At 40.7% G+C, this 19,240-nt stretch carries 17 protein-coding genes; 6 read left to right on the forward strand and 11 right to left on the reverse strand.

Features of this window, described 5'->3' with window-relative positions:
- Nucleotides 1-57: 57 nt before the first annotated feature.
- Nucleotides 58-426: a hypothetical protein gene (locus KNO71_RS09750; protein WP_214688338.1), complete on the reverse strand. Its 369-nt coding sequence runs from the start codon at nt 424-426 to the stop codon at nt 58-60.
- Nucleotides 427-505: 79 nt separating this feature from the next.
- On the reverse strand, nt 506-874 hold the full coding sequence (locus tag KNO71_RS09755) for a hypothetical protein (RefSeq protein WP_214688340.1): 369 nt from the start codon (nt 872-874) through the stop codon (nt 506-508).
- Nucleotides 875-1,014: 140 nt separating this feature from the next.
- Between KNO71_RS09755 and KNO71_RS09760 the strand changes: the two genes are divergently transcribed.
- Nucleotides 1,015-1,590 (forward strand): SLOG family protein, encoded by a 576-nt coding sequence (locus KNO71_RS09760; RefSeq protein WP_214688342.1) that lies wholly within the window; start codon nt 1,015-1,017, stop codon nt 1,588-1,590.
- A gap of 135 nt (nt 1,591-1,725) precedes the next feature.
- Complete coding sequence (locus KNO71_RS09765; RefSeq protein WP_214688343.1) at nt 1,726-2,577, forward strand: hypothetical protein; 852 nt, start codon at nt 1,726-1,728, stop codon at nt 2,575-2,577.
- Between the two features lie 51 nt (nt 2,578-2,628).
- On the opposite strand, the gene KNO71_RS09770 is transcribed toward KNO71_RS09765, so the two are convergent.
- Nucleotides 2,629-3,459 (reverse strand): metalloprotease family protein, encoded by an 831-nt coding sequence (locus KNO71_RS09770; protein ID WP_214688345.1) that lies wholly within the window; start codon nt 3,457-3,459, stop codon nt 2,629-2,631.
- A gap of 137 nt (nt 3,460-3,596) precedes the next feature.
- Between KNO71_RS09770 and KNO71_RS09775 the strand changes: the two genes are divergently transcribed.
- From KNO71_RS09775 to KNO71_RS09790, 4 genes are all read left to right on the forward strand, one after another.
- Nucleotides 3,597-3,953 carry an aminoacyl-tRNA hydrolase gene (locus KNO71_RS09775; RefSeq protein ID WP_214688347.1) on the forward strand — a complete coding sequence of 119 codons (357 nt, stop codon included), beginning with the start codon at nt 3,597-3,599 and terminating at the stop codon, nt 3,951-3,953.
- Nucleotides 3,954-4,052: 99 nt separating this feature from the next.
- Nucleotides 4,053-5,084 (forward strand): hypothetical protein, encoded by a 1,032-nt coding sequence (locus KNO71_RS09780; protein ID WP_214688349.1) that lies wholly within the window; start codon nt 4,053-4,055, stop codon nt 5,082-5,084.
- 140 nt (nt 5,085-5,224) lie between these two features.
- Nucleotides 5,225-5,806, forward strand: a complete 582-nt coding sequence (locus KNO71_RS09785) for a hypothetical protein (RefSeq protein ID WP_214688351.1) — start codon at nt 5,225-5,227, stop codon at nt 5,804-5,806.
- A gap of 326 nt (nt 5,807-6,132) precedes the next feature.
- Nucleotides 6,133-6,822: a helix-turn-helix domain-containing protein gene (locus KNO71_RS09790; protein ID WP_214688353.1), complete on the forward strand. Its 690-nt coding sequence runs from the start codon at nt 6,133-6,135 to the stop codon at nt 6,820-6,822.
- A 32-nt stretch (nt 6,823-6,854) separates the two neighbouring features.
- On the opposite strand, the gene KNO71_RS09795 is transcribed toward KNO71_RS09790, so the two are convergent.
- The 8 genes from KNO71_RS09795 to KNO71_RS09830 form a co-directional block, all read right to left on the reverse strand.
- Nucleotides 6,855-7,304, reverse strand: a complete 450-nt coding sequence (locus KNO71_RS09795) for a hypothetical protein (RefSeq protein ID WP_214688355.1) — start codon at nt 7,302-7,304, stop codon at nt 6,855-6,857.
- Nucleotides 7,305-7,396: 92 nt separating this feature from the next.
- Entirely contained in the window at nt 7,397-7,783 is a 387-nt protein-coding gene (locus KNO71_RS09800; RefSeq protein WP_214688357.1) for a hypothetical protein, read from the reverse strand.
- Between the two features lie 23 nt (nt 7,784-7,806).
- The gene (locus tag KNO71_RS09805; protein WP_214688359.1) at nt 7,807-8,556 is read right to left on the reverse strand and encodes an ATP-grasp domain-containing protein; all 750 of its coding nucleotides are present in this window, start codon (nt 8,554-8,556) and stop codon (nt 7,807-7,809) included.
- 96 nt (nt 8,557-8,652) lie between these two features.
- Nucleotides 8,653-11,766, reverse strand: coding sequence for a hypothetical protein (locus tag KNO71_RS09810; protein WP_214688361.1), 3,114 nt, complete (start codon nt 11,764-11,766; stop codon nt 8,653-8,655).
- A gap of 53 nt (nt 11,767-11,819) precedes the next feature.
- The gene (locus KNO71_RS09815; protein WP_214688362.1) at nt 11,820-12,707 is read right to left on the reverse strand and encodes a hypothetical protein; all 888 of its coding nucleotides are present in this window, start codon (nt 12,705-12,707) and stop codon (nt 11,820-11,822) included.
- Nucleotides 12,708-12,791: 84 nt separating this feature from the next.
- Nucleotides 12,792-16,964 carry a hypothetical protein gene (locus KNO71_RS09820; protein ID WP_214688363.1) on the reverse strand — a complete coding sequence of 1,391 codons (4,173 nt, stop codon included), beginning with the start codon at nt 16,962-16,964 and terminating at the stop codon, nt 12,792-12,794.
- Between the two features lie 116 nt (nt 16,965-17,080).
- Nucleotides 17,081-18,295, reverse strand: a complete 1,215-nt coding sequence (locus tag KNO71_RS09825; protein ID WP_214688364.1) for an SH3 domain-containing protein — start codon at nt 18,293-18,295, stop codon at nt 17,081-17,083.
- A gap of 107 nt (nt 18,296-18,402) precedes the next feature.
- On the reverse strand, nt 18,403-19,197 hold the full coding sequence (locus KNO71_RS09830) for a hypothetical protein (protein WP_214688365.1): 795 nt from the start codon (nt 19,195-19,197) through the stop codon (nt 18,403-18,405).
- Nucleotides 19,198-19,240: the final 43 nt, after the last annotated feature.

Below are 19,240 nucleotides of genomic sequence, written 5' to 3' on the forward strand. Positions count from 1 at the left end.
TCCTTTATCGAACACCACAGAGACCGTTGTTTCATCATCCGTGGTGTCCGCTCCGTTTCAATCTTTCAACAATGCCAAAACCTTTTTCAAGGTTTCCTCATTCATACTCTCCTTTAGATTCACAAGAATTTCTTCCTTCAATCGACGGATTCGCTTCTTCTCGTCCAACTTCTCGAAGTACGCATCCTTGTCCAAGATGATATGAGACGCAGATTGACCAAAGCTTGATTTTGATGTTAGCGTCTTGCGATTGAATCGAGCCGGGAACTGAGTCATCTCGTCATCTACGGGAACCAGATAGACGCTTGTCCCATTGAATGATTTCACTTTATAATCCTTAAGCTCTCGTGGATTCCGTTTCTCACCGAAGAAAGCCCCCTCCAATACACTGATAACTTGTCCGACTTCAAACTCTATCTTCGCCATACGATTTCCTCCTTCTATGAACAGCGATGCTGTTTCCTGTTTTCAAAGCATGTCTCATTCTAAGAAAAATACACGGTGATTATGCCACCGTGTACTGTTTCCGTAGGTCATCTAAAGAGACCTCAATCTTTTTGAGTTCGTTCTTTGCATCACGAATACTGTCCTCTACGTGTGCAATCATCTCATTTCTCAAGAGAGGGATGATTGCATGGTTGAGAGTGTGTGCGATGATGACGATACCTTCTGTTGGGGAGTCATAAGGCATCACATGAATCTTGTCTAGAAATGGTCGATGAACCTCTAATGAGATGCCGTCTTCAGGATTTGTTCCCTTGTTCTTAAGAGCTTTCACTTTCTTATCATCGAAACTAACCACATCTGCCTCCGTCACATCAATGTTGACTTGACTTCCGACTTTCGTAAACTGGATAGTGTACAATTTTTTCATAAGTGATTACACCCTTTCATTGTTCCTATTTTCGTTTCACTATATGTATAGTATGCACATACTTTTGACAATAGTCAATATTATATTATACATTTAAAGGAGTATATTCTAGTCGATTAATTATGCTTAGGAGGGATATGATGAACGTGATTATGGTTACAGGTAGACGTCCAAAATATATGGACGACGCTTATGATTTGATGCATCCATTGAACATCAAGATGGGACGTGTGATGCGACAGTTCATTTTAGAGCAAGGTGGATATATGAAGGAGACGAATAGTTTCTCACGAGAGGAGCCCATCCGCCTGGTGACTGGAATGGCTTTAGGTGCCGACACTGTCTGGGCGATGGTTGCCTTGAAATTGAAACGGGATTTTCCTGGAGTGTTTGAATTGGAATGTGCGATTCCCTGTAAAGACCATGCCAAGCGCATGAGTGCAGAAGACCGAAAACGATATGACCATATTCTTCAGCAAGCCGACCTGGTTACGCACGTGTCGAAACAGCCATACAAGGGTTGGTTGATGCAGAAGCGGAATGAATACATGGTGGACATCTCAAATACAATATTTGCCGTATGGGAAGGGAAAGAAGAAGGCGGCACATACAACTGTATCCGCTATGCAGAGAAAAAGGGACGAGAAATCTACAGATACTTTCCAACGAAAGATGAAATATGGTTGGTTCATCACGAGGGCAATGCCACTAGCTAACTGTTGAATGATAGGGAGACATGATTTGAGCGTTTAAACTCGGGTGACGTCTTTTAGTGTAGGAACACACTATCCTCATCAGATTCTACACTAAGGAATAGGATAGAAAGAAAATTTGGAAAGGAAGTGGATGAATTGAACCTATTTACACCAAACATTCACCAGTCAACCCTCATCTTGGTGTTATCGTTGACGACTTATCTTATCTTCAATTATCTATGGCTGAAAAAACTGACAAGCCGTGTCACAACATCATGGAGAAACCAAGAACGTGAAAGTATGAGGCATTGGAGTCGAGAAGATTTTGAAACAGTGGACAAGGAATTGAAGCGTTCGGTGCGCTCACAGTTGCAGAATAGGACACTATTCTTCTTATTATGCCTTCTGAGCTGTATGGGGCAATGGTATGCCATTCAACATGTTCAGTTACTCGTCTCATTCGTCCCTTGGGGCATACTGTTCACCGCACAATGTATGTATATCAGACACAATACACAAAAACTTTTCAAGGATGGATTAAATGGTGGCGTTGTCATCACAAACGAGAAATTAAAAATGTCTTTGTATAAAGCGAGCGGTCAGAAGAAGACTATCTATCGACCATACAGTTTTATATTCCACTACTTGAGATTTGAAGAGTTGAAAGTCGAGCAAAGAGACGTATTGCGGAGTGAGAAAGAAAACCCAATTGTCAAAGCAGAATATGAATTATTGGTCGAGGAAGAGGGATTCTTGAATGTAGAGATGTACCTCATGTTCACGGGAAATGCTCGACACTATAATATTGAACAATCTAAAGAAGCTGTCGAGCTGATGCTTCTAATGAGAGCATATGGTAAAAATTCAGACCTTCCTATCGCCATTCGGATGAAGGCTATGGAGAATGCTAGGAAATTGCAAGGTAGAGCCGGTGACAGTTTCATTCAACAAGCCATCCTGTTTCGTGATGAGGTCGAGCATTCCTTCTACCTCAAAACCTCTTCATAAGAAAAAGACAACCGAATGGGCTGTCTTTTTTCTTTTAATAACCGTGTTTCTTCAGTTTTTGCGAAGAAATGCCTGTCTGACCCTATATACGATGAAAGCCAAGGATGTGACGAACGCAGAAAATCCTATAGCCATCAATGAGATAGAGAACATAAACACATTGAACTGATTAAAAAGAAACGATGAGAAATCGACTTCTTTCAAATGAGGCGCATAAAAAGAATTGATAAGGATTCCGACAAGAAAAATAAAAATAATTCCCGAACGGGCACCTTTGACATCTGATTGGCTGAGCGTCATATGAGATGCAATCGACACAGAAAGAAAAAGAAAAATGTAGAGTGGCAAGCCGGTTACATTTTCTTTTGAAAAAATGCTAGGAATAATCCCGACAGAAGCCATCAACCCCTCTGAAAAGCCGTCTGCTGAAACAATGTCGCCCCACCATTCTGAGAACGTGGAAGGCAATAGAGCCCAAAACAGTAGTGTGATGACGGAAATTCCCATGATGATTGGAGCTACTCCGATGAAGAACATACCGATTCGATGGTACAGGTTTTTTGAATTATAGGAATGGTTCACGTAACCCATCGTACCATCGGGATTCCCGAACTGAATGAATCGTATCTCGCCCACATGATGACCGAAGAGCTTGCACATGATGACGTGCCCCATCTCGTGTATAGGAACCCCAATGATGGCGGTCGAGTAAATGCCACGCATACCGACCGATGCTCGAATCCATCTGTTTCGATAAGATTCCATCTTTGCGATTGAAAATCCGACCAAAAAGAAGATACTTAGAAATGATAATATTTGGAAAGATGTAAGAAAAGAACTTCCGACTAGAATGAGAAGGAGTTCTTGAACATTAGAATTCATGGGGGAATCTCCCCTCCTTTTTTATAAGAATGGTTTATTCATGTATTATATCATTAATTTACACTATAAAATAACTAAAAAATTGACTATTTGTATATTTTATCAATATGTGAAAACAACAGAAAGGGTGTCAACGGATGGAGATTAAGCAGTATCTACTATTAAACAAAGAACTAACGCTCTCAACTGCCAAGTGGAGTGTTCAAACAGCGCATGCCGCATCTCGTTTTGAGAGGGCGGTTTTCACTTCTAACCATCCTCCGTTGTTCTCCCAACTTGTTTACCAGGAATGGGTAGATAGCGATGAAAAGAAGATTGCTGTTAGAGCGTCAAAAAAACAATTGGAGAAATTGGAACGAGCCGGATGGATTTGCGTGAGAGATGCCGGTTATAACGAGGTGGAGCCGAACACCCTAACAGTTGTCATCTCGCCCCCGCTAAAAGCAGACGAAGTCCCCTCTTGGATGAAGCGATTACAGCTCTATAAAACTTGACGACTGTCTTTCATAATGAACGATGTCCCTGAATAGAATGAATCAGTCTTAAAAATCCAGAAGCTCTACATGAGCATATTCAAAAAGGAGAGCGAAATGATGAAAAAGTTGGATGTACTCCATGATTCGATTGCCAAGAGGGATTATGAGTTGTATAGCATGTCGTACCAAGAATTGAAGGCTCTAGTAGTTCGAGACCTGACCATGAAGGAAGAGGACGTAATTCGATACGATTCTGACAGTGAGTATTTTCGACCGACATATAGCGGAAAACGGAAGAAAGAAGAGAAATCAACAATTCGAGTCCAACATGCCATGCTCGGACTCGAACAAATGCCGTTCATTTTGGCACACCAAACTGCTGAGGAACGCTATTTCTTGATGGATGGATTCAATCGATTGTTCGGTTCATTCGGTGAATTCGAGCAAATGGTGCTTGTTAAGGTTTACAAAGATGTGACGGAAAAGGATTGGGTCAACATCATGACACATTCGAACGCATGGAAGATGAAACAAGGAGACGGTGTGAAGATGATGGACAGAGGATTCAAATTGAGCATCTTCGAGAACTATGGAATCGACTTGATTTCTACACCATTGAAGGATGACCAAGAATATCCCCTCCACTTTCAGACAATCTTCCAAAAATACTTTAACTATAGTCCATTTGAGACATTATTCGATAATGACCAATTCTTAAATGATACGAGACTTTTGATTCGTTTGTTAAAAGAACCTCTTCGTTTTCACAATAAGACGAAAAAAGAGGATGAGTGGATTGAGAGCGCTCCAAAAGAAATTAAACGATTCGCACACAGTTACGAATTGATTAAACTCGAAATCGCCATCTGCCTCGGTCATATCCGTCGCCTTGAAAATAAAAAAGACGGAGCAAGAGGAAACTTAACGTTTGAAGATGTGATGAATTGGTTCCAACAAGAATCTTTACAAAAACACTTCGTCAAAGTCACGCAGATGCAAGTTCCGGGACACACAAAAAACTACATCATCAAGCACCTGAGAGACGACTTGTACGATTTCTTGATGGGCTTGATGGGTGTAAACGACGAACCTAAAGAAAAGGAAGTCGTTCAGAACACAGATTGGACTATCACAGAAGACATGCTCTGATGCATGAAAAGACCCTGATTTTCAGGGTCTTTTTTATATTCCCCAGTCCGCCTGAGTAGGATAAGGCAAATCACTAAAACAGGCGTGTGAACAATGGTTCGAGTCACCATACACACTTATTCGAAAGGAGAGTTCATCTTATGAACCAGTTACCAAAGAAACTGTATCATGTCACATTAGACCTCGACCATCCGGGAGTCTTTGAAGCTAGAGTCCCAAAGAGCCGTATGAAGTCGGAGGACAATACAATCCCTCGCATCTGCGTGTCTGACACGATTGAAGGGTGCCTCACTTCGACACCATTCGGTTCTCATTATCTCGATGAAAGCTTGATGGAAAACTCAGACCTTATCAAAATATTCGTGATTGATACGGAAAAATTGGGTCTGTTGTCATCAGACGTTCTCCCACCGAGTGAGTTGTATCAGGATGGCAAGGTTGATGATGCCATGCTGACAAATGAACATTGGATACTGAGGAATATCACAGTTCCGAAAGAAGACCAAATGGTTGTCACCGTTACAGGTTTTGATGATACGGATTGGAAATACCGATTCAGCCACAGCGAAAAAGCTGTTCTTGATAAGATGGATATCGACTGGTCTGATTATGATGCTGTCGATGAAGCTTGTTTTGAACACTTTGGCACAGAATCACAATCAGTTTGTATCATCAAAGATGTAAGCTTTGAAGTTGTGAAAGACCACTTAATCTCTGCATAAAAGAATCGATTACTCGGTTCTTTTTTTGTTTTGCAAAAAAGGATTAAAATGAAACTATTTCCTTATTTTAATATGGTACATAATCCTCATTTTGCCCACTTTTTCTAATTAATATCCAATTTCCATTGTTTCTAAATATAATTAACTTGTACAATTAAATCGTTCGATAAATAGACACTTTTTTAAAATAAAAAACATTACTTACTTGCTATGTACTTCAGTATTTGTACCGGATGACGATAAGAAAGATGGATGGAAATGTGCATTCGAATATCACCAAACCTAATTGCTGATTGTTCTTGTTTTGGTTGTAGGGGGCTTTATTGATGACAGAAAGAGAAGATTCACGCCCTAAATTGACAAAGCGATGGACAGTTTCCGAGGTGGACTATCTGAAAGAAAACGTAGGATATAGAAGGATTCAAGATATCGCAGAGACGTTAGGGAGAAGTGAGAACGCAGTCCTATTAAAGATTAAACGATTGAAGATAGGTATGACCCGCTCGGTTTCTGGGAAAGTGACATCAGGAGAGTTGGCAAGACTACTGGATGTAGACAGAAACACCGTTCGTTGTTGGATTCAATACCATGGATTACCTTGTTCCAAGAAGGTCACAAGTAATACAAGAAAATACACACTCATTCTTCCAGAAATTTTTTGGGAGTGGGCTTATCTCCACAAGGAGAAGATAGATTTTCGAAAGCTTGAGAGAAACGCTCTCCCGCCAGAACCGGAATGGGTCGAACAAGAGCGCAAACATCCAAGTTATCAACGCAGGTCATATCAGGAATGGACGACCAAAGAAGACTTGGAGCTTGCAAGTCTGATTGATGAAGGGCTCTCCTATCGAGAAATAGGTGAAAGATTGAATCGTAGCTCATACAGCGTTGAAAAGCGATATCATCGCATCAAAAACGATGTTGCCTATTATAAAGGCAAACGACCGTATGCCGTAAAGAAGGGCGAACGGCTCTGCTTGAGAGAGAGCCTATCCAATCCGAATATTCGCTCATGAGAAAAAGACCTTGTCCGAATCGGATAAGGTCTTTATTGAGAGATTTTCCAATTATAAACAACCTGTTGATGCATTTTTCGTGGGAGTTCAACTTCCATTTCGCAATAAGGGCAATAGCCTTTGCCCCCATCAATGCCATCATCTATAGGGAAACTACCAAGTACATGTTTGTTCTCACATTTCACAAGATGAGAACGGTCAAAGTATCGGTCTTGATTCTCTTTCAAAAATAAAATCACGTGCTTTACATCCATATTTAACTTTCTAAGTGTGATGACCATCTCATCCATCGTCACGTCCATCCAAACACTTAGCTCGGTAGCCAATACACTTGAATTCCGGTCACCGGTGAGATTCTCAGAAGTGACATGGGTCATCATCTCGTTGGTTGAGGTCATCGATGAGTATGAGTGTTCGACAAAAGATTTCTCCCATTTGGCAAAATCATGGATGAAGCGTCGAATTATGAAGTTGGAATTCATATTCTAGCCCCCTATCATATTTCTCCCTATTTTACCACCAGAAGTATTTTTTGTCTATAATGAAGTTATTATTTAGACTATATTGTATATTCCTAACCGGCATGTAACTCTCTATTGTTCACAATAGAAGACTTTCCACGTCCACTGACTACTTGCAGAATGGCACGGATGTCCTGGTATAAACATTGGGCTTCTCCTTTGGAAAGACGGAAGATGGCATTTGCAAATTGAACCTGCAATCTCTTCTCTTGCCCTTTATCCAAAAAGAACTGTAATTCGTCCTGAAGGTCATGTAAGCGAGAGACCGGATTGACGTTTACACACAACACCTCTCCCTTAGATGCTGTTCGCCCAAGATACACATCGCCGAAATAAAATGCTCGGGATTTCTTTTTTGGAACATAGATAGATAGTCGATTGTCTGTCAATTCCGCATAAACGGTTACGTTCTCAACGATATTGATTTTCCCTAATTTCAATTTTCCCACCTCTTTTTTTAAAATTATCTTTCCCCTGATTGCTGTTGAAAATAGCGATACCCTTGAATTATCATCGAAGGTAGTCTTTGATAATTAAAAAAACCATACAGCCCACAAGATACGAAAGGATGCGCTTCGATGAGAAACGTCTCATCCTCATAAACTCCGATATCGAGCGTATAGCTCAATGGAAAGGTATCGCCTTTTAATCTGCTCGATTCGATTACTGCAATCATGGCTTCAACGACATCCATATCCGGAGATATTGGCAGGATGTCTTCTGATAAATAAGGTTTCGCACCGACAGCTATCCCTTGTTGTACAAAAATTCTCCATTCGGAATGAATCGACTTTTGTTCTGAAACATCAAATAACACATCTGGAAGTTCCTCGATTTGCGTAACTGTTGTGATTGCCGCCGCTGTCCCCTTGTAAACGAGAGACTCCTTCACAAAGAGGGGAAGACGTTTTGTTTTTAGGTTTTTCTTCGAAATAAACTTATGGTAATCCCGCTTCGTGAACGAATGGAGATTTAACACTTCCGGTACATTCAGAGGGATGACTCGCTCAGGGCGTTGAAGATGACTCATGACAAATTCTAAAGAACCAACCGGTATCATGTCTGCTTCCGGTATAGATTCGTTTGATAGAACGAAAGAGTACGTCTTTTCGCCATACATCCAGTCATGGTAGCGGATAGCATGCATGAGATGGAAGCTAAAATCATGAAGCACGTGACCATTCTCATCGGATTCAAGGATAAATGTAATCATTTTACAGCCCTCCTTTAATATATTTATATTGAAATTATTATTTTTTTATAGTCAAAATTAAGAGGGGGTATATCCCCTCTTAATTATTGGAAGTTATCATAGAACTGTTTTCTTTTCATTGTCTTTGAACTTGATGAGTACGTCTTTATTTGTCCAATCTTCTGGAGTAATCAATGTGATGTCCGGAATTCGCTTGTCTATATTCTTCACTTGAATACTCTGATATCCAAACGTCCCATCGTTGTCAACGGCATAAAACGTATATACGCCATTTTGATGTATCACATAGCTTGAACTTGTTCCTGAAACCTGAGTGCCATCAGGAAGAACAAGATGACTAATCCCTTTCTTGCTGTTAGAGTAGGCAGTTACTTGAACGGAAATGCTCTTATTCGTCCAGTTTGTGTCATATTCAAGTTTGATACGGGGAGCTAACAGTTCATGATAGTTCTTGACCTGATAAATCTTCTGGTCTGACCAAATCCCGCCGTCATTCACTCGATAAGCGTAATGACCGTTTCCATTTATCGGGAACAGGACATCGTTACCGTTTTTAATCTCACCGGTATTGGTATCTTGAACAAGTCCGATGCCTGAGTACTTCTTATCTATCTTGACCCTAAGGTTTAGACCATCCTCCTCAATTGAGAAATTAGGAGAGCTAACTGTGGTCGCCACCACTTTTTCGTTCCCGACAGCATCGATTATCCGGAATCGATATTCTCCAGGATTCGTTACGACATGCCTTGCTGTATCTCCGATTGTTTCCGCTAGATTCGGATGGATGATTTTCTTGATGCCCGAGACGCTATCCTTACCGATTACATTAATTGCGAGTCCCTCGCTAGGATTTGTTCCATCGAACGTGAAGTCAGCACCGGTTGGAAGTGAACGGTCTATCTGATAAGGTCCCAAAACCTTGTTCAAGACATTCCCTGCCATGTCCAAGGCTTCGATGTGAATATAATTATTCCCCTCATCATCCACTAGTTGAGTACGAGCTTTTGCTGATGAATATTCACTCCATCCTGATGATGGTTTAACCATTGACTGACTAACTGCAACACGTTGATGTTTGAATCCGCTACCACCTTTGTCATCAAACAACATCTGGACTGTAATCTGATTCTTCGTCCATTTATGGCTAGTCAAATCCGCAATGACGGTTGGGAAAACTTCATCTTTAGAAACGGTGACGTTTCGAACAAATTCTTCCGACCACAGATTGTCGCTATTTTTGGCTTTGAGCGATATTCTGTAGTTCCCGCTCCCTCTGGAGATGAAGTCTTCTTGAAATTGAGCTCCCTTATAGAATTGAATATTGTCCTTGAAGAACGTCCATTCATAAGCGACAATCTCTTTTCCTGCAGGGTCATACGAGGTATTGGAATGGGTCACTGTATCATAAATGGATACATGGTTAGGTGTGACCGTGAAGTTTGCAATCGGTCTAGCCGAACGATTCGTGGTTGTGAAATATCTAACTGATGGTCTAGATACTTGTCCCTGATAATCCTCAACTTGATATTGGACAAGATAATCACCATTTGGAGGTAGAACAGACGGTTTTCCAGTGTTCCATTTCTCATCAGTTGTTTTTTTCCACTTCCAAGTTCGTACTTTTATCCCTTTGTCCGTCTGAGACATCTTATCTAAGTCGTATGAGTAGTCTTGAGTAAGGAGTCTGAACTCGTCCCCGCTTTTCACTAAATCACTTGAATATGCCGCAACAGGTTCACGATGGACAAAAATGTTGGATGGTATTGGAGACTGGTCTCCGAATGACAGGTTGTACTTTCCGACCTTATCGAAATTCAACTGCAGATTCTGTTGATAGAATCCGCTAGTTGGAGATTCTCCCATTGGATTGTCAAAGAAATCATATTCATGGTCTAGACGCCAACGACCTGATGGGAACTCAGGGGTTTGTGAGTTTGTTTTTAAAGATTCAGGAGTAACCGAAACATCCAAACGTTCGTCGAGTAATACATACTGACCTCTTCCAGATTTAAGCTTAAGCTGACTGAAGATGTACGTCGCCGCATCTGTTATCATCTGATTATAGTCTTGATTCGACAAGACAGTCCCTTTGTCGTTATTTTTGGCTACGAAGGATTCCATTTGAGATTTGTTCGTAGGAGTGCCCAAGCCGACATAGCTAACATCTTCGTTGATTAATCGAGGCAAGATTTCTCCAAGCCCATATGAGTCAGAAAACTCATTGACTACGGTGTCATCGATGTTGAGCAAGAAGCGCTCCGATTGATTTCTCCATTTTGGTTCTTTGATGACATCCTTAAATTCTTTTGCTTTCAAAATGTTTAAATCCACATTTGTTAGCGCAAATTGACCAATTACAGAGCAACCATGAGAATAGTGGTCACTGAAGAAACCAAACCCCCAACCGAAATGTTCATCCAAAGGAAGATTCCCGATTTCTGCACCGGTGTTTCGATTCATGACAGTCAATTTGTTCTTCTCCATCTTCAATTTGAAGGAACCGGATTGCCCCATATTGATAGTGCCGACTAACGTCGCTTTGGGGTTAATCGTCCCGCTTGCGCCCCATCCGCCACTCCAAATCTCTTCACCGGAACTCGAACTCCAATTTTTCAGTTTAAATAACGTCGCTTGCTGTCCTCTAGGAAATGCAAGTGCGTAACCGTCCATCAGCCCGTTTTCATTAAGATGCGTGTTGAGTAGAACCCCACCACTATCAAACGAATCCCCATAATCAAGTGAGAAGTCAAAAGACATCGTCTGTTCTTTGATATCCGGGTCTTGATTGTTTGGTGTTAAAATCTTATTGAATCCAGGGTTTGATGGGTTGCCGTACATCTGAATTCTAGAACCGTTGTTCTGTATGCTGATACTCCCTACGTGACTATAAACGTGTTGAGTCCATGCAAACGTACTTTGAAGATTTTGAGAACTGGTCTCCATTGCACTAATATTTACTCGTTCAGGATTGATTCCCAATTCAACTAGCTTCTTTCTCAAGTCATCTCCGAAATTCTCGACATTGACAGCTGTTTTACCAATCGTCAACACGACATCAACATCTTTGTCGGATGTTAGATTGATATTTATTTCCTCACTTTCCTCCGCTGACGCCTTTTCTAAACTCATCGGATATAGTGACAGCACACCTACCAATGAAACTGATAGCGCTGTTCTAATAATTTTTTTGGACATATCTCTACTGTTCATCTAATTCCCCCTTTCATGTCAGTTTTTACTTATCTTATGTTAAGGGATTGGGATTATTTCTCGACAAGCTTCATTTCTCTTGTTTCTTTGTCGTATGAAAATACTTTTGTATGCGTAGGATTGGTCGCCGTAATCTTATAAAATGTGTCTCTGGCTTCAATGTTGATTAAATAATCACTCTCTCCTCTCAGAACGATATTTGATACAAACTCCCTCAACATATTCAAATACGCATCTTCCGTCAAATCAATCATTTCGTGGTCTTTCATATTGAAAGAAATTGTCTGTTCAAATTCATGTACTACCAGTGACTCTTTCGCTTCTTTTTCGAACTGAATCGTGTCTACATATGGAATGTTTACATGCGAATCGTGACCACCATGCGAGTGTGAATGGTTCGCTTCGTTTGAATGTGATGCATGTTCCTCAGGTGATTCTCCTTCATGACCTGGTGGCAATTCCTCATGCTCCTCTTCAATCTGAACATTGATTCCTTTTGCGACCTTCAATGTCTTATCCATGACTTCAATCGGAAGATGGTTTTGAATATAGCTACTGTCTTTCACGACCTTATCTTTCAATATAGTCATATCTGCTTTTATTTGATATTTGACACCCTTATCCTCATCAAAGGCATGCGAAGAAACATCTCTCAAATCAAAATAGTAGGTTTCCCCATTATAATGAATGGGTTTCTGAAGTGAATCATATCCAAAGGCAAGCATCATATCTTCATGAGAGGCATACTCAGCAGATTTATTCATCACTTGACTCACAAAGACATCCAACGCTTCTTCTTTCTTCGAAATCTTTTCCTTTTCGACAGCGATTAGTTCCTCTTTTCTATCCATCGATTGAAACATATATAGGTTTAATCCGATAGAGGCAAGCAGACCCCCGACAATGATGATTCTGCCACTAAAAACCTTCTTATGACTCATAAACATCTCCCCTTTTCTCCTTTACAATTATTGTACGAAATATTTTTGATAATAGTCAAAAAAAGAGAGGGCTATGCCCTCTCATCAACGTTTCGTATTACTATCTTTGATAAATACATTCACCTTGACTTTGGAAGATGTTTTTTCCTTTTCAGTAAAGGTGATGAGTGGAAGACCTTTGTCAATATTCCGGATTTGAGCCACCTTAGTTCTCTCATTTCCTACTTTGTCCCGCACAACAAACGAATAATCTCCATTTTCAGTTACGATGTAAGATGTCGATGACCCTGACACGCTAACCCCATTTGGGAGTTGAACAGAATCATATCCCGCAATCCCTTCATCTCTGAAATTGGTTAAAGAAATGACCACGCTATTATTTGTCCACCCCTTTGACCAGACAATATCTGCATCTGGCATTTGATTGTCGATGTTCGAGATTTTGACACTCTTCGTAATTTTGTTCCCCGCTTTATCAAACAACGTCATTGAGTATTCGCCATTCTCGAATACATTGAAGTTTACCGTTGCCTCTGCAGGGACTCTCGTGCCATTGGGCAATACAACCTCATGAATTCCCGATACTCCAACATCTTGGATATTTTTCATCGAGATGGTCACGGGACCTTTGTTGATTGCTTTTGGATAGTAATCGATGTCTGCCAATGGATTTTCCTTGTCAATATTATTGACGATGATACTCTTTATCGTATTGTTTCTTGCATTGTCTTCTAATGCAAACGTATAGGTTCCATTTTCAGATACGATGTATTCTTTATCTTCAAAGGTGAATTCCATGTCTCCATTTGGCATGACAATGGACTTCATTCCGCCGACTCCAATATCTTCGATGTCCTCTAAGAACAACGTGACATCTTGATTTGTGAATTCGGTCGTTGAGGGGCGAAGGTTTGCACTTGGTGGCGACTTGTCGATGTTCATAACCGTTATGGTTTTAATCGTTTCATTTCCGGCTCTATCACGTATAGCGAACTGATAGTTGCCGTTTGAGGCGACTACAAATGAAGTCGTCGTCGTCGGTGAAATGACCGCTCCATTCGGTAGACGGATACTTTCAAGACCTGACACGCCAGTATCATTCACCAGTGAAAGGATTAATGTGACATTCGAATTGGTCAATGTCGTTGGTGTTTGTGTGAGCGATGCAGTAGGCTTGTTTTTATCGATATTCCCTACCGTGATGGCTTTATTGGTTCGATTTCCTGCATGGTCTTCGATTTCAAACGTGTAAGTCCCGTTCTGAGTGACCGTGAACAGCAAGTCTTCAAAGCTTGTCACTTTCTCTCCATTCGGTAATTTAATGGATTTCAGTTTTGACACACCGACATCCTGAATGTTTGAGAGTTTCAAACTGACGTCTTGATTTGTGAAACTCATTGGAGTCTGAGAAATATCAGCCGAAGGTGGAACCTTATCAATATTTTTAACCTTAAATGTTTTTTCAACAATGTTTCCGGCATTATCTTCGATGATGAAGATGTAATTGCTATTTTCGGAAACGGCGTAAGAAATATTTTCAAACGTTCTCTTCACTGTCCCATTCGGCAGTGTAACAGATTTCAATCCCGAAGTTCCGATATCACGAATGTTTTCTAGATAAAGTGTCACATCTTGATTTGTCATGTTCTCGGTAGACATTCTCATATCTGCTTCAGGAGCGTCAGTGTCAATATTTGAAACTTCGACCGAAAGGACTTTTTTGTTCCCGATATTGTCTTCCAATACAAATTCACGTGTCTCGTTCTCATTGACAACATAGACGATTTCCTCATCTTTTGTCACAGTTCCATCTGGATGAGTCACCGACTTCAAACCTGCGAAACCGATATCTCGAATATTGAACACACGGACTTCTACGGAGTCTTTTGTAAAGATTGAAGGCGTCTTGATGACGTCAGCCGTAGGTGGTTCCTGGTCGATATTGTTGACCGTCGTCGTATATTGAATGGTGTTTCCCGCATTGTCACTCACCTCAAATGTGTAAGTCCCATTTTTCTTCAGCGGATATGATTTATCTTCAAACGTTGCGTCAGTCGAACCATCAGGGTATTTTACATGTTTCAATCCGGATACCCCTTCGTCATGGATATCAGTGATGTTTACCATCACATCATCACGAGTCGCTTCCGTCGTAGAAAGACTAAATTCTGCAGATGGTTTAATTCTATCAATCGTGTTGACGTTGATTGTTTTGATGACAGAGTTACCTGCATTATCTTCCAATCTGAACGCATAGTTCCCGTTGTCAGTCACAACATAATCGTGATTTCCTGGAACCAAGAATTCGCCATTCGGCATCATCAGCGATTTCATACCGGATGTTCCAACGTCACGAACATTTCGGACTTGAATCGTCACGTCCTTATTCGTAAAGCCATTCGGGTTCTTAGTGAAATCCGCTTCCGGTGCCTCACGGTCGATGTTTGTTACATTGATGGACTTATTTGTGACATTTCCTGCGTTATCGACAATTTGGAATGTGTACTTCCCACGTTCCTTGACCTCAAATACGATGTCTGAGAACGTAGAGTGTTTCGTCCCATCAGGGAGTATGATTTCCTTCAACCCTGAAACCCCACTGTCTTGGATGTTTGAGAGTGTCAACAAGACGTTGCCTTTAGTCCAACCGGTAGGCGATTGCGTAAGATTCGCAGTCGGAGCGATTTTGTCGATATTACTGACTGTGATGGATTTCGTCGTGGCGTTTCCGACATTATCTTCGGCTCTAAATGTATAGGTGCCATTTTGTGAAACCTTGTATGGAACAGTTTCAGCATTCACCCATACACCATTTGGCAATAGGACACCTCGGAGTCCGGAATCTCCAAAGTCCTTCACATTGTTTGCTGTAATCGTGACATCTTGATTTGTGAAGCTCGTTGGATTTGCCGTTAAATTGAAATCAGGCAACTCATTATCAATGATATAGTCTACAGTCACCTTGTAACGATAATAATTGTCGTAACCAGGCTTATAGGCGACACCATGATAGTTTTGAACGTAATACCGTGTGTCTACTGCCGGTTTTTTGACCTCACCTCGGTAAGTTCTCTGGAACACCTGTGTGTCGGGTCTCGTGACCTTCCCGCTGTACTTCATTCTTCCGAGAGAATGATAATACGTATAATTTCCTTCGTGGTGATTTTGAGCTGGTTTGCGTCCGAATCTAACATGCGCTTGACCATTTTTCACCGAAGCTTCTGCAAACTCAGTAAAAGAATGATATTGCCCCTTCCAGATTTGTGGGACGACAGGCATCCGACCAGAAGCATTGTCGTACCATCCTCTAGTCCATTTCTCTTGGTTATCGGCATAACTTTTAAAATAGTCCTGACTATAGGATGTGGCATCGCTCCATTTTCCGTTTCGATATGTTTCAAACCACACTCTGTGGGCATATGTGCTCCAATTTCTTAACCAATCTCCTGTCCCATAATCTTTAGGTGGGGGAGCCAAAAGTGTGTCTTCATCTTCTGTTATCACTCGTTGAGGATTTCCATATTGTTGATACCATTTTGAAATGACCTCGTATCCTGAACTGTTCAATGTCCCAGTATAGCCGGACTGGTCACTGTAGTTCATCTGTGTCCCGAAATAAGCTTCCGGGGTACTTCTACCTGGAACACCCTGGGAAGAATAAGATGTAACGTTCTTCTCTCCCGCAGGATAACCTACCCCCGGTTTCGCTGACGTTGAGTATTCGTAAAGCCGACCGTAGTAGCCTGTATATCTTCCTTCTGATTCATTTTCATAATCCAGATAGGTCGCCAAACCTGCTGTACCCCATCCTGGTTGACCGTCTCTTGTCAAACTGGCGGTGAAGGATTGTTCTGGTGTATATGAGCCATACTGCTGATAAGAACCATTCTGAGAGTACGTCCCACTATATCCATCTCCATCAGAATAAGAGATTTCCGAAGGGAAACTCGTATTATACTGAGTCCTCGACGTTGAAATATACTTCGAGTATTTATAAGGATTCCATTCTGTCCGATGAGAGTCACCGTTTGACACTTCTAGGGTAAGATTGTTTCCACTCATTGAATATGCAACGTTACCGTTATCTACCGAAACTGATTGAACATATGCATTATTGGGCAATGCAATGGTTTTGGACGTGCTTTGACTGAGACTTTCACTAAAATCGACACTCAATTCTTCTGCATGAGCTATTTCCGGCATCATGCTCGTCGAAATCATAATGCCTAATAGCGAAAGTGATAAGATTTTCTTCAAGATACCCCCTCCTGACTATATTCGATATTTTTATACTATGTATATTCTGATGGAATAATGAAGTATTGTCTAAAAAATCAAGTTCTAGACAATAAAAAAGCCCATTAAATGGGCTTTTAACGTTTATCCAATATGATTTGCAATGACAACACTGCGTTATGGTAGGAATACACATCATCGTCAATTTTGAGCGTTGCTCGTTCAATTTCATCAAGAGCTTTGCTTGTACCATTATATTTATCATAGTGATTAACAATCATTTCAAGTTGTTTCACCAAGAAATCATAGTAGATATCAGCATTCTTTGAACCTTTAGGATAAATTGAATCCGCAATGCTTCTCAAGACAATCTTGAAGTTTTTCTCGCTATTCTCATCATCCATGGCGTAGACTTCAGACGCCCCGAATGACAAATAAATGTACTCTCGGTTTTCTTCACCGAGCGCTGAAATAGTAACCTGTTCTTTTTTAGATGCAGACCCCTTGTACCCGAACACTCGTTCACCATAATGACTACGCTCAGTAAACATTGGCGAAGTACTGTCCTCAGGATGCTTAGCCGCTTTCAAATATGCATTGATTTGAGAAATAGAACGCATCTTCCCGTTATCGACAGGCTTAGCCGGTGGGACAATCGAACCTGACGGCGCTTTAAAGGCGTTCAAGTTACGTGTCGGAACGAACCCTTTTGACTTCCCGTAATACACTTCAGTCCATGACCCCCACTGTTTTACAACTGAAACCTCTTTACCAGTCGAAATGCGCAGTGTCGTTTTTGCCTTAGATGAGCGAGATGCCTTCAAGTTCGTCGTTCGATTTGTCGTTGTCTTGACATACTCAATGGAACTTAGATTACGTGCCGGCACATACCCTCTATATTTCCCATATGAAATCTCAGTCCACGAGCCGATACGTTTCAACTCTGTTACTTCTTTTCCGGTTGAAATACGCACAATCGTTTTCGCCTTAGATGAGCGAGACGCCTTTAAATCTGTGATACGATTCGTTTTCTTTTTTACGTTGTTCGTTGTTACATTTGACAATGATTGAATGTCAGCCGAAGGTACATAGCCCTTTTTCGACCCAATCGTAACCTCTGACCAAGAACCAATCTTTTTAACCGTTTTGAATGCTGTGCCTTTTTTAATCGATAACAGAACACTAGACTTCTGATGCTTTGACTTAAAAATCTTTGTGTTTTGTTTGGCAACAAATGATGTGGTTGCAGAAGCCTCCACACTTACATCATTTTTTGTCAGCCCGTCAACGGATGGAGATACCATCAATGCGACAGCCAAAAGAGAAGATGTGAGTACTTTTACATGTTTCAAATGAACCACTCCTAATATTTAGATTAACTATATTGTATGCTTATTTTTTAACAATAGTCAAATTTATTTTATTTAAAAATAATCAATTTATTTTGTGGGAATTCTTTTTATTTGAACACCTGCTCCTTGTTATCCCAAACATGTTGCAACTCGTCATATGACGTGAAGGTGATAGAAATACCTTCTTGAGCTAATTGGTGCCTCTTTATCAAAGATTGAACATCCGACATCGCTTTAGTTGTTCCATACTTCTCATCTGTGACATTTACTAAAATATCTAGTCTTCCCTCATCACCTCTCAGTTCATCCCACCCCTCTGGCTCTAAGAATAAGAACTGATACATATGCTTGAAATCGAGATTTGATGTCAGATTCACTTCTAACCCTTTTGGAAGTTCTTCTGTTAGCTTGGCAGATAGGTATCGAATCTCGATAGGTGTATTTGTTCTTCCTTCTGACTCGTAAAGCTCAGCATCCCACAAGAACGCATAGACAGGTTGAGTCAAATCCTCAGAACGAAAATGAACATCTTGAGCGGATAGTTCTTCATTCCATTTGGTTTTAATTAGAGACATCTCCACACCGGTCAATCGAGTCATTTCGGAAAGGTTGGTTTCAACCCTTTCCTCTGTTTCCTCTTTGACATATCTATATTCTTTATCGTCATCAGGCAAGGAAAATGGAATAAAAATCTCATTTTCTCTTAATTTTGTAATGTGTTTGTTGTTACTTTCTTTTTTATTCTCTTTATTTCCTATATATTGTTGGAAATCTTTCGATGTCTCGATGTTGTTTCCTTGTTGCTTTTCATTTCCTCCATTGTTGAAGCCGAAGGAATAGATGGACACCAAAACTGCTGTCCCTGCCAAAACACCTAACATTTTCTTCTTCGCATTTTTCATATCATCACTCTCCTTTTCAGATTAACGAAAATAAATAGAGGAA

Source organism: Exiguobacterium sp. s163 (genome assembly GCF_018617135.1).
GTDB lineage: Bacteria > Bacillota > Bacilli > Exiguobacteriales > Exiguobacteriaceae > Exiguobacterium > Exiguobacterium profundum.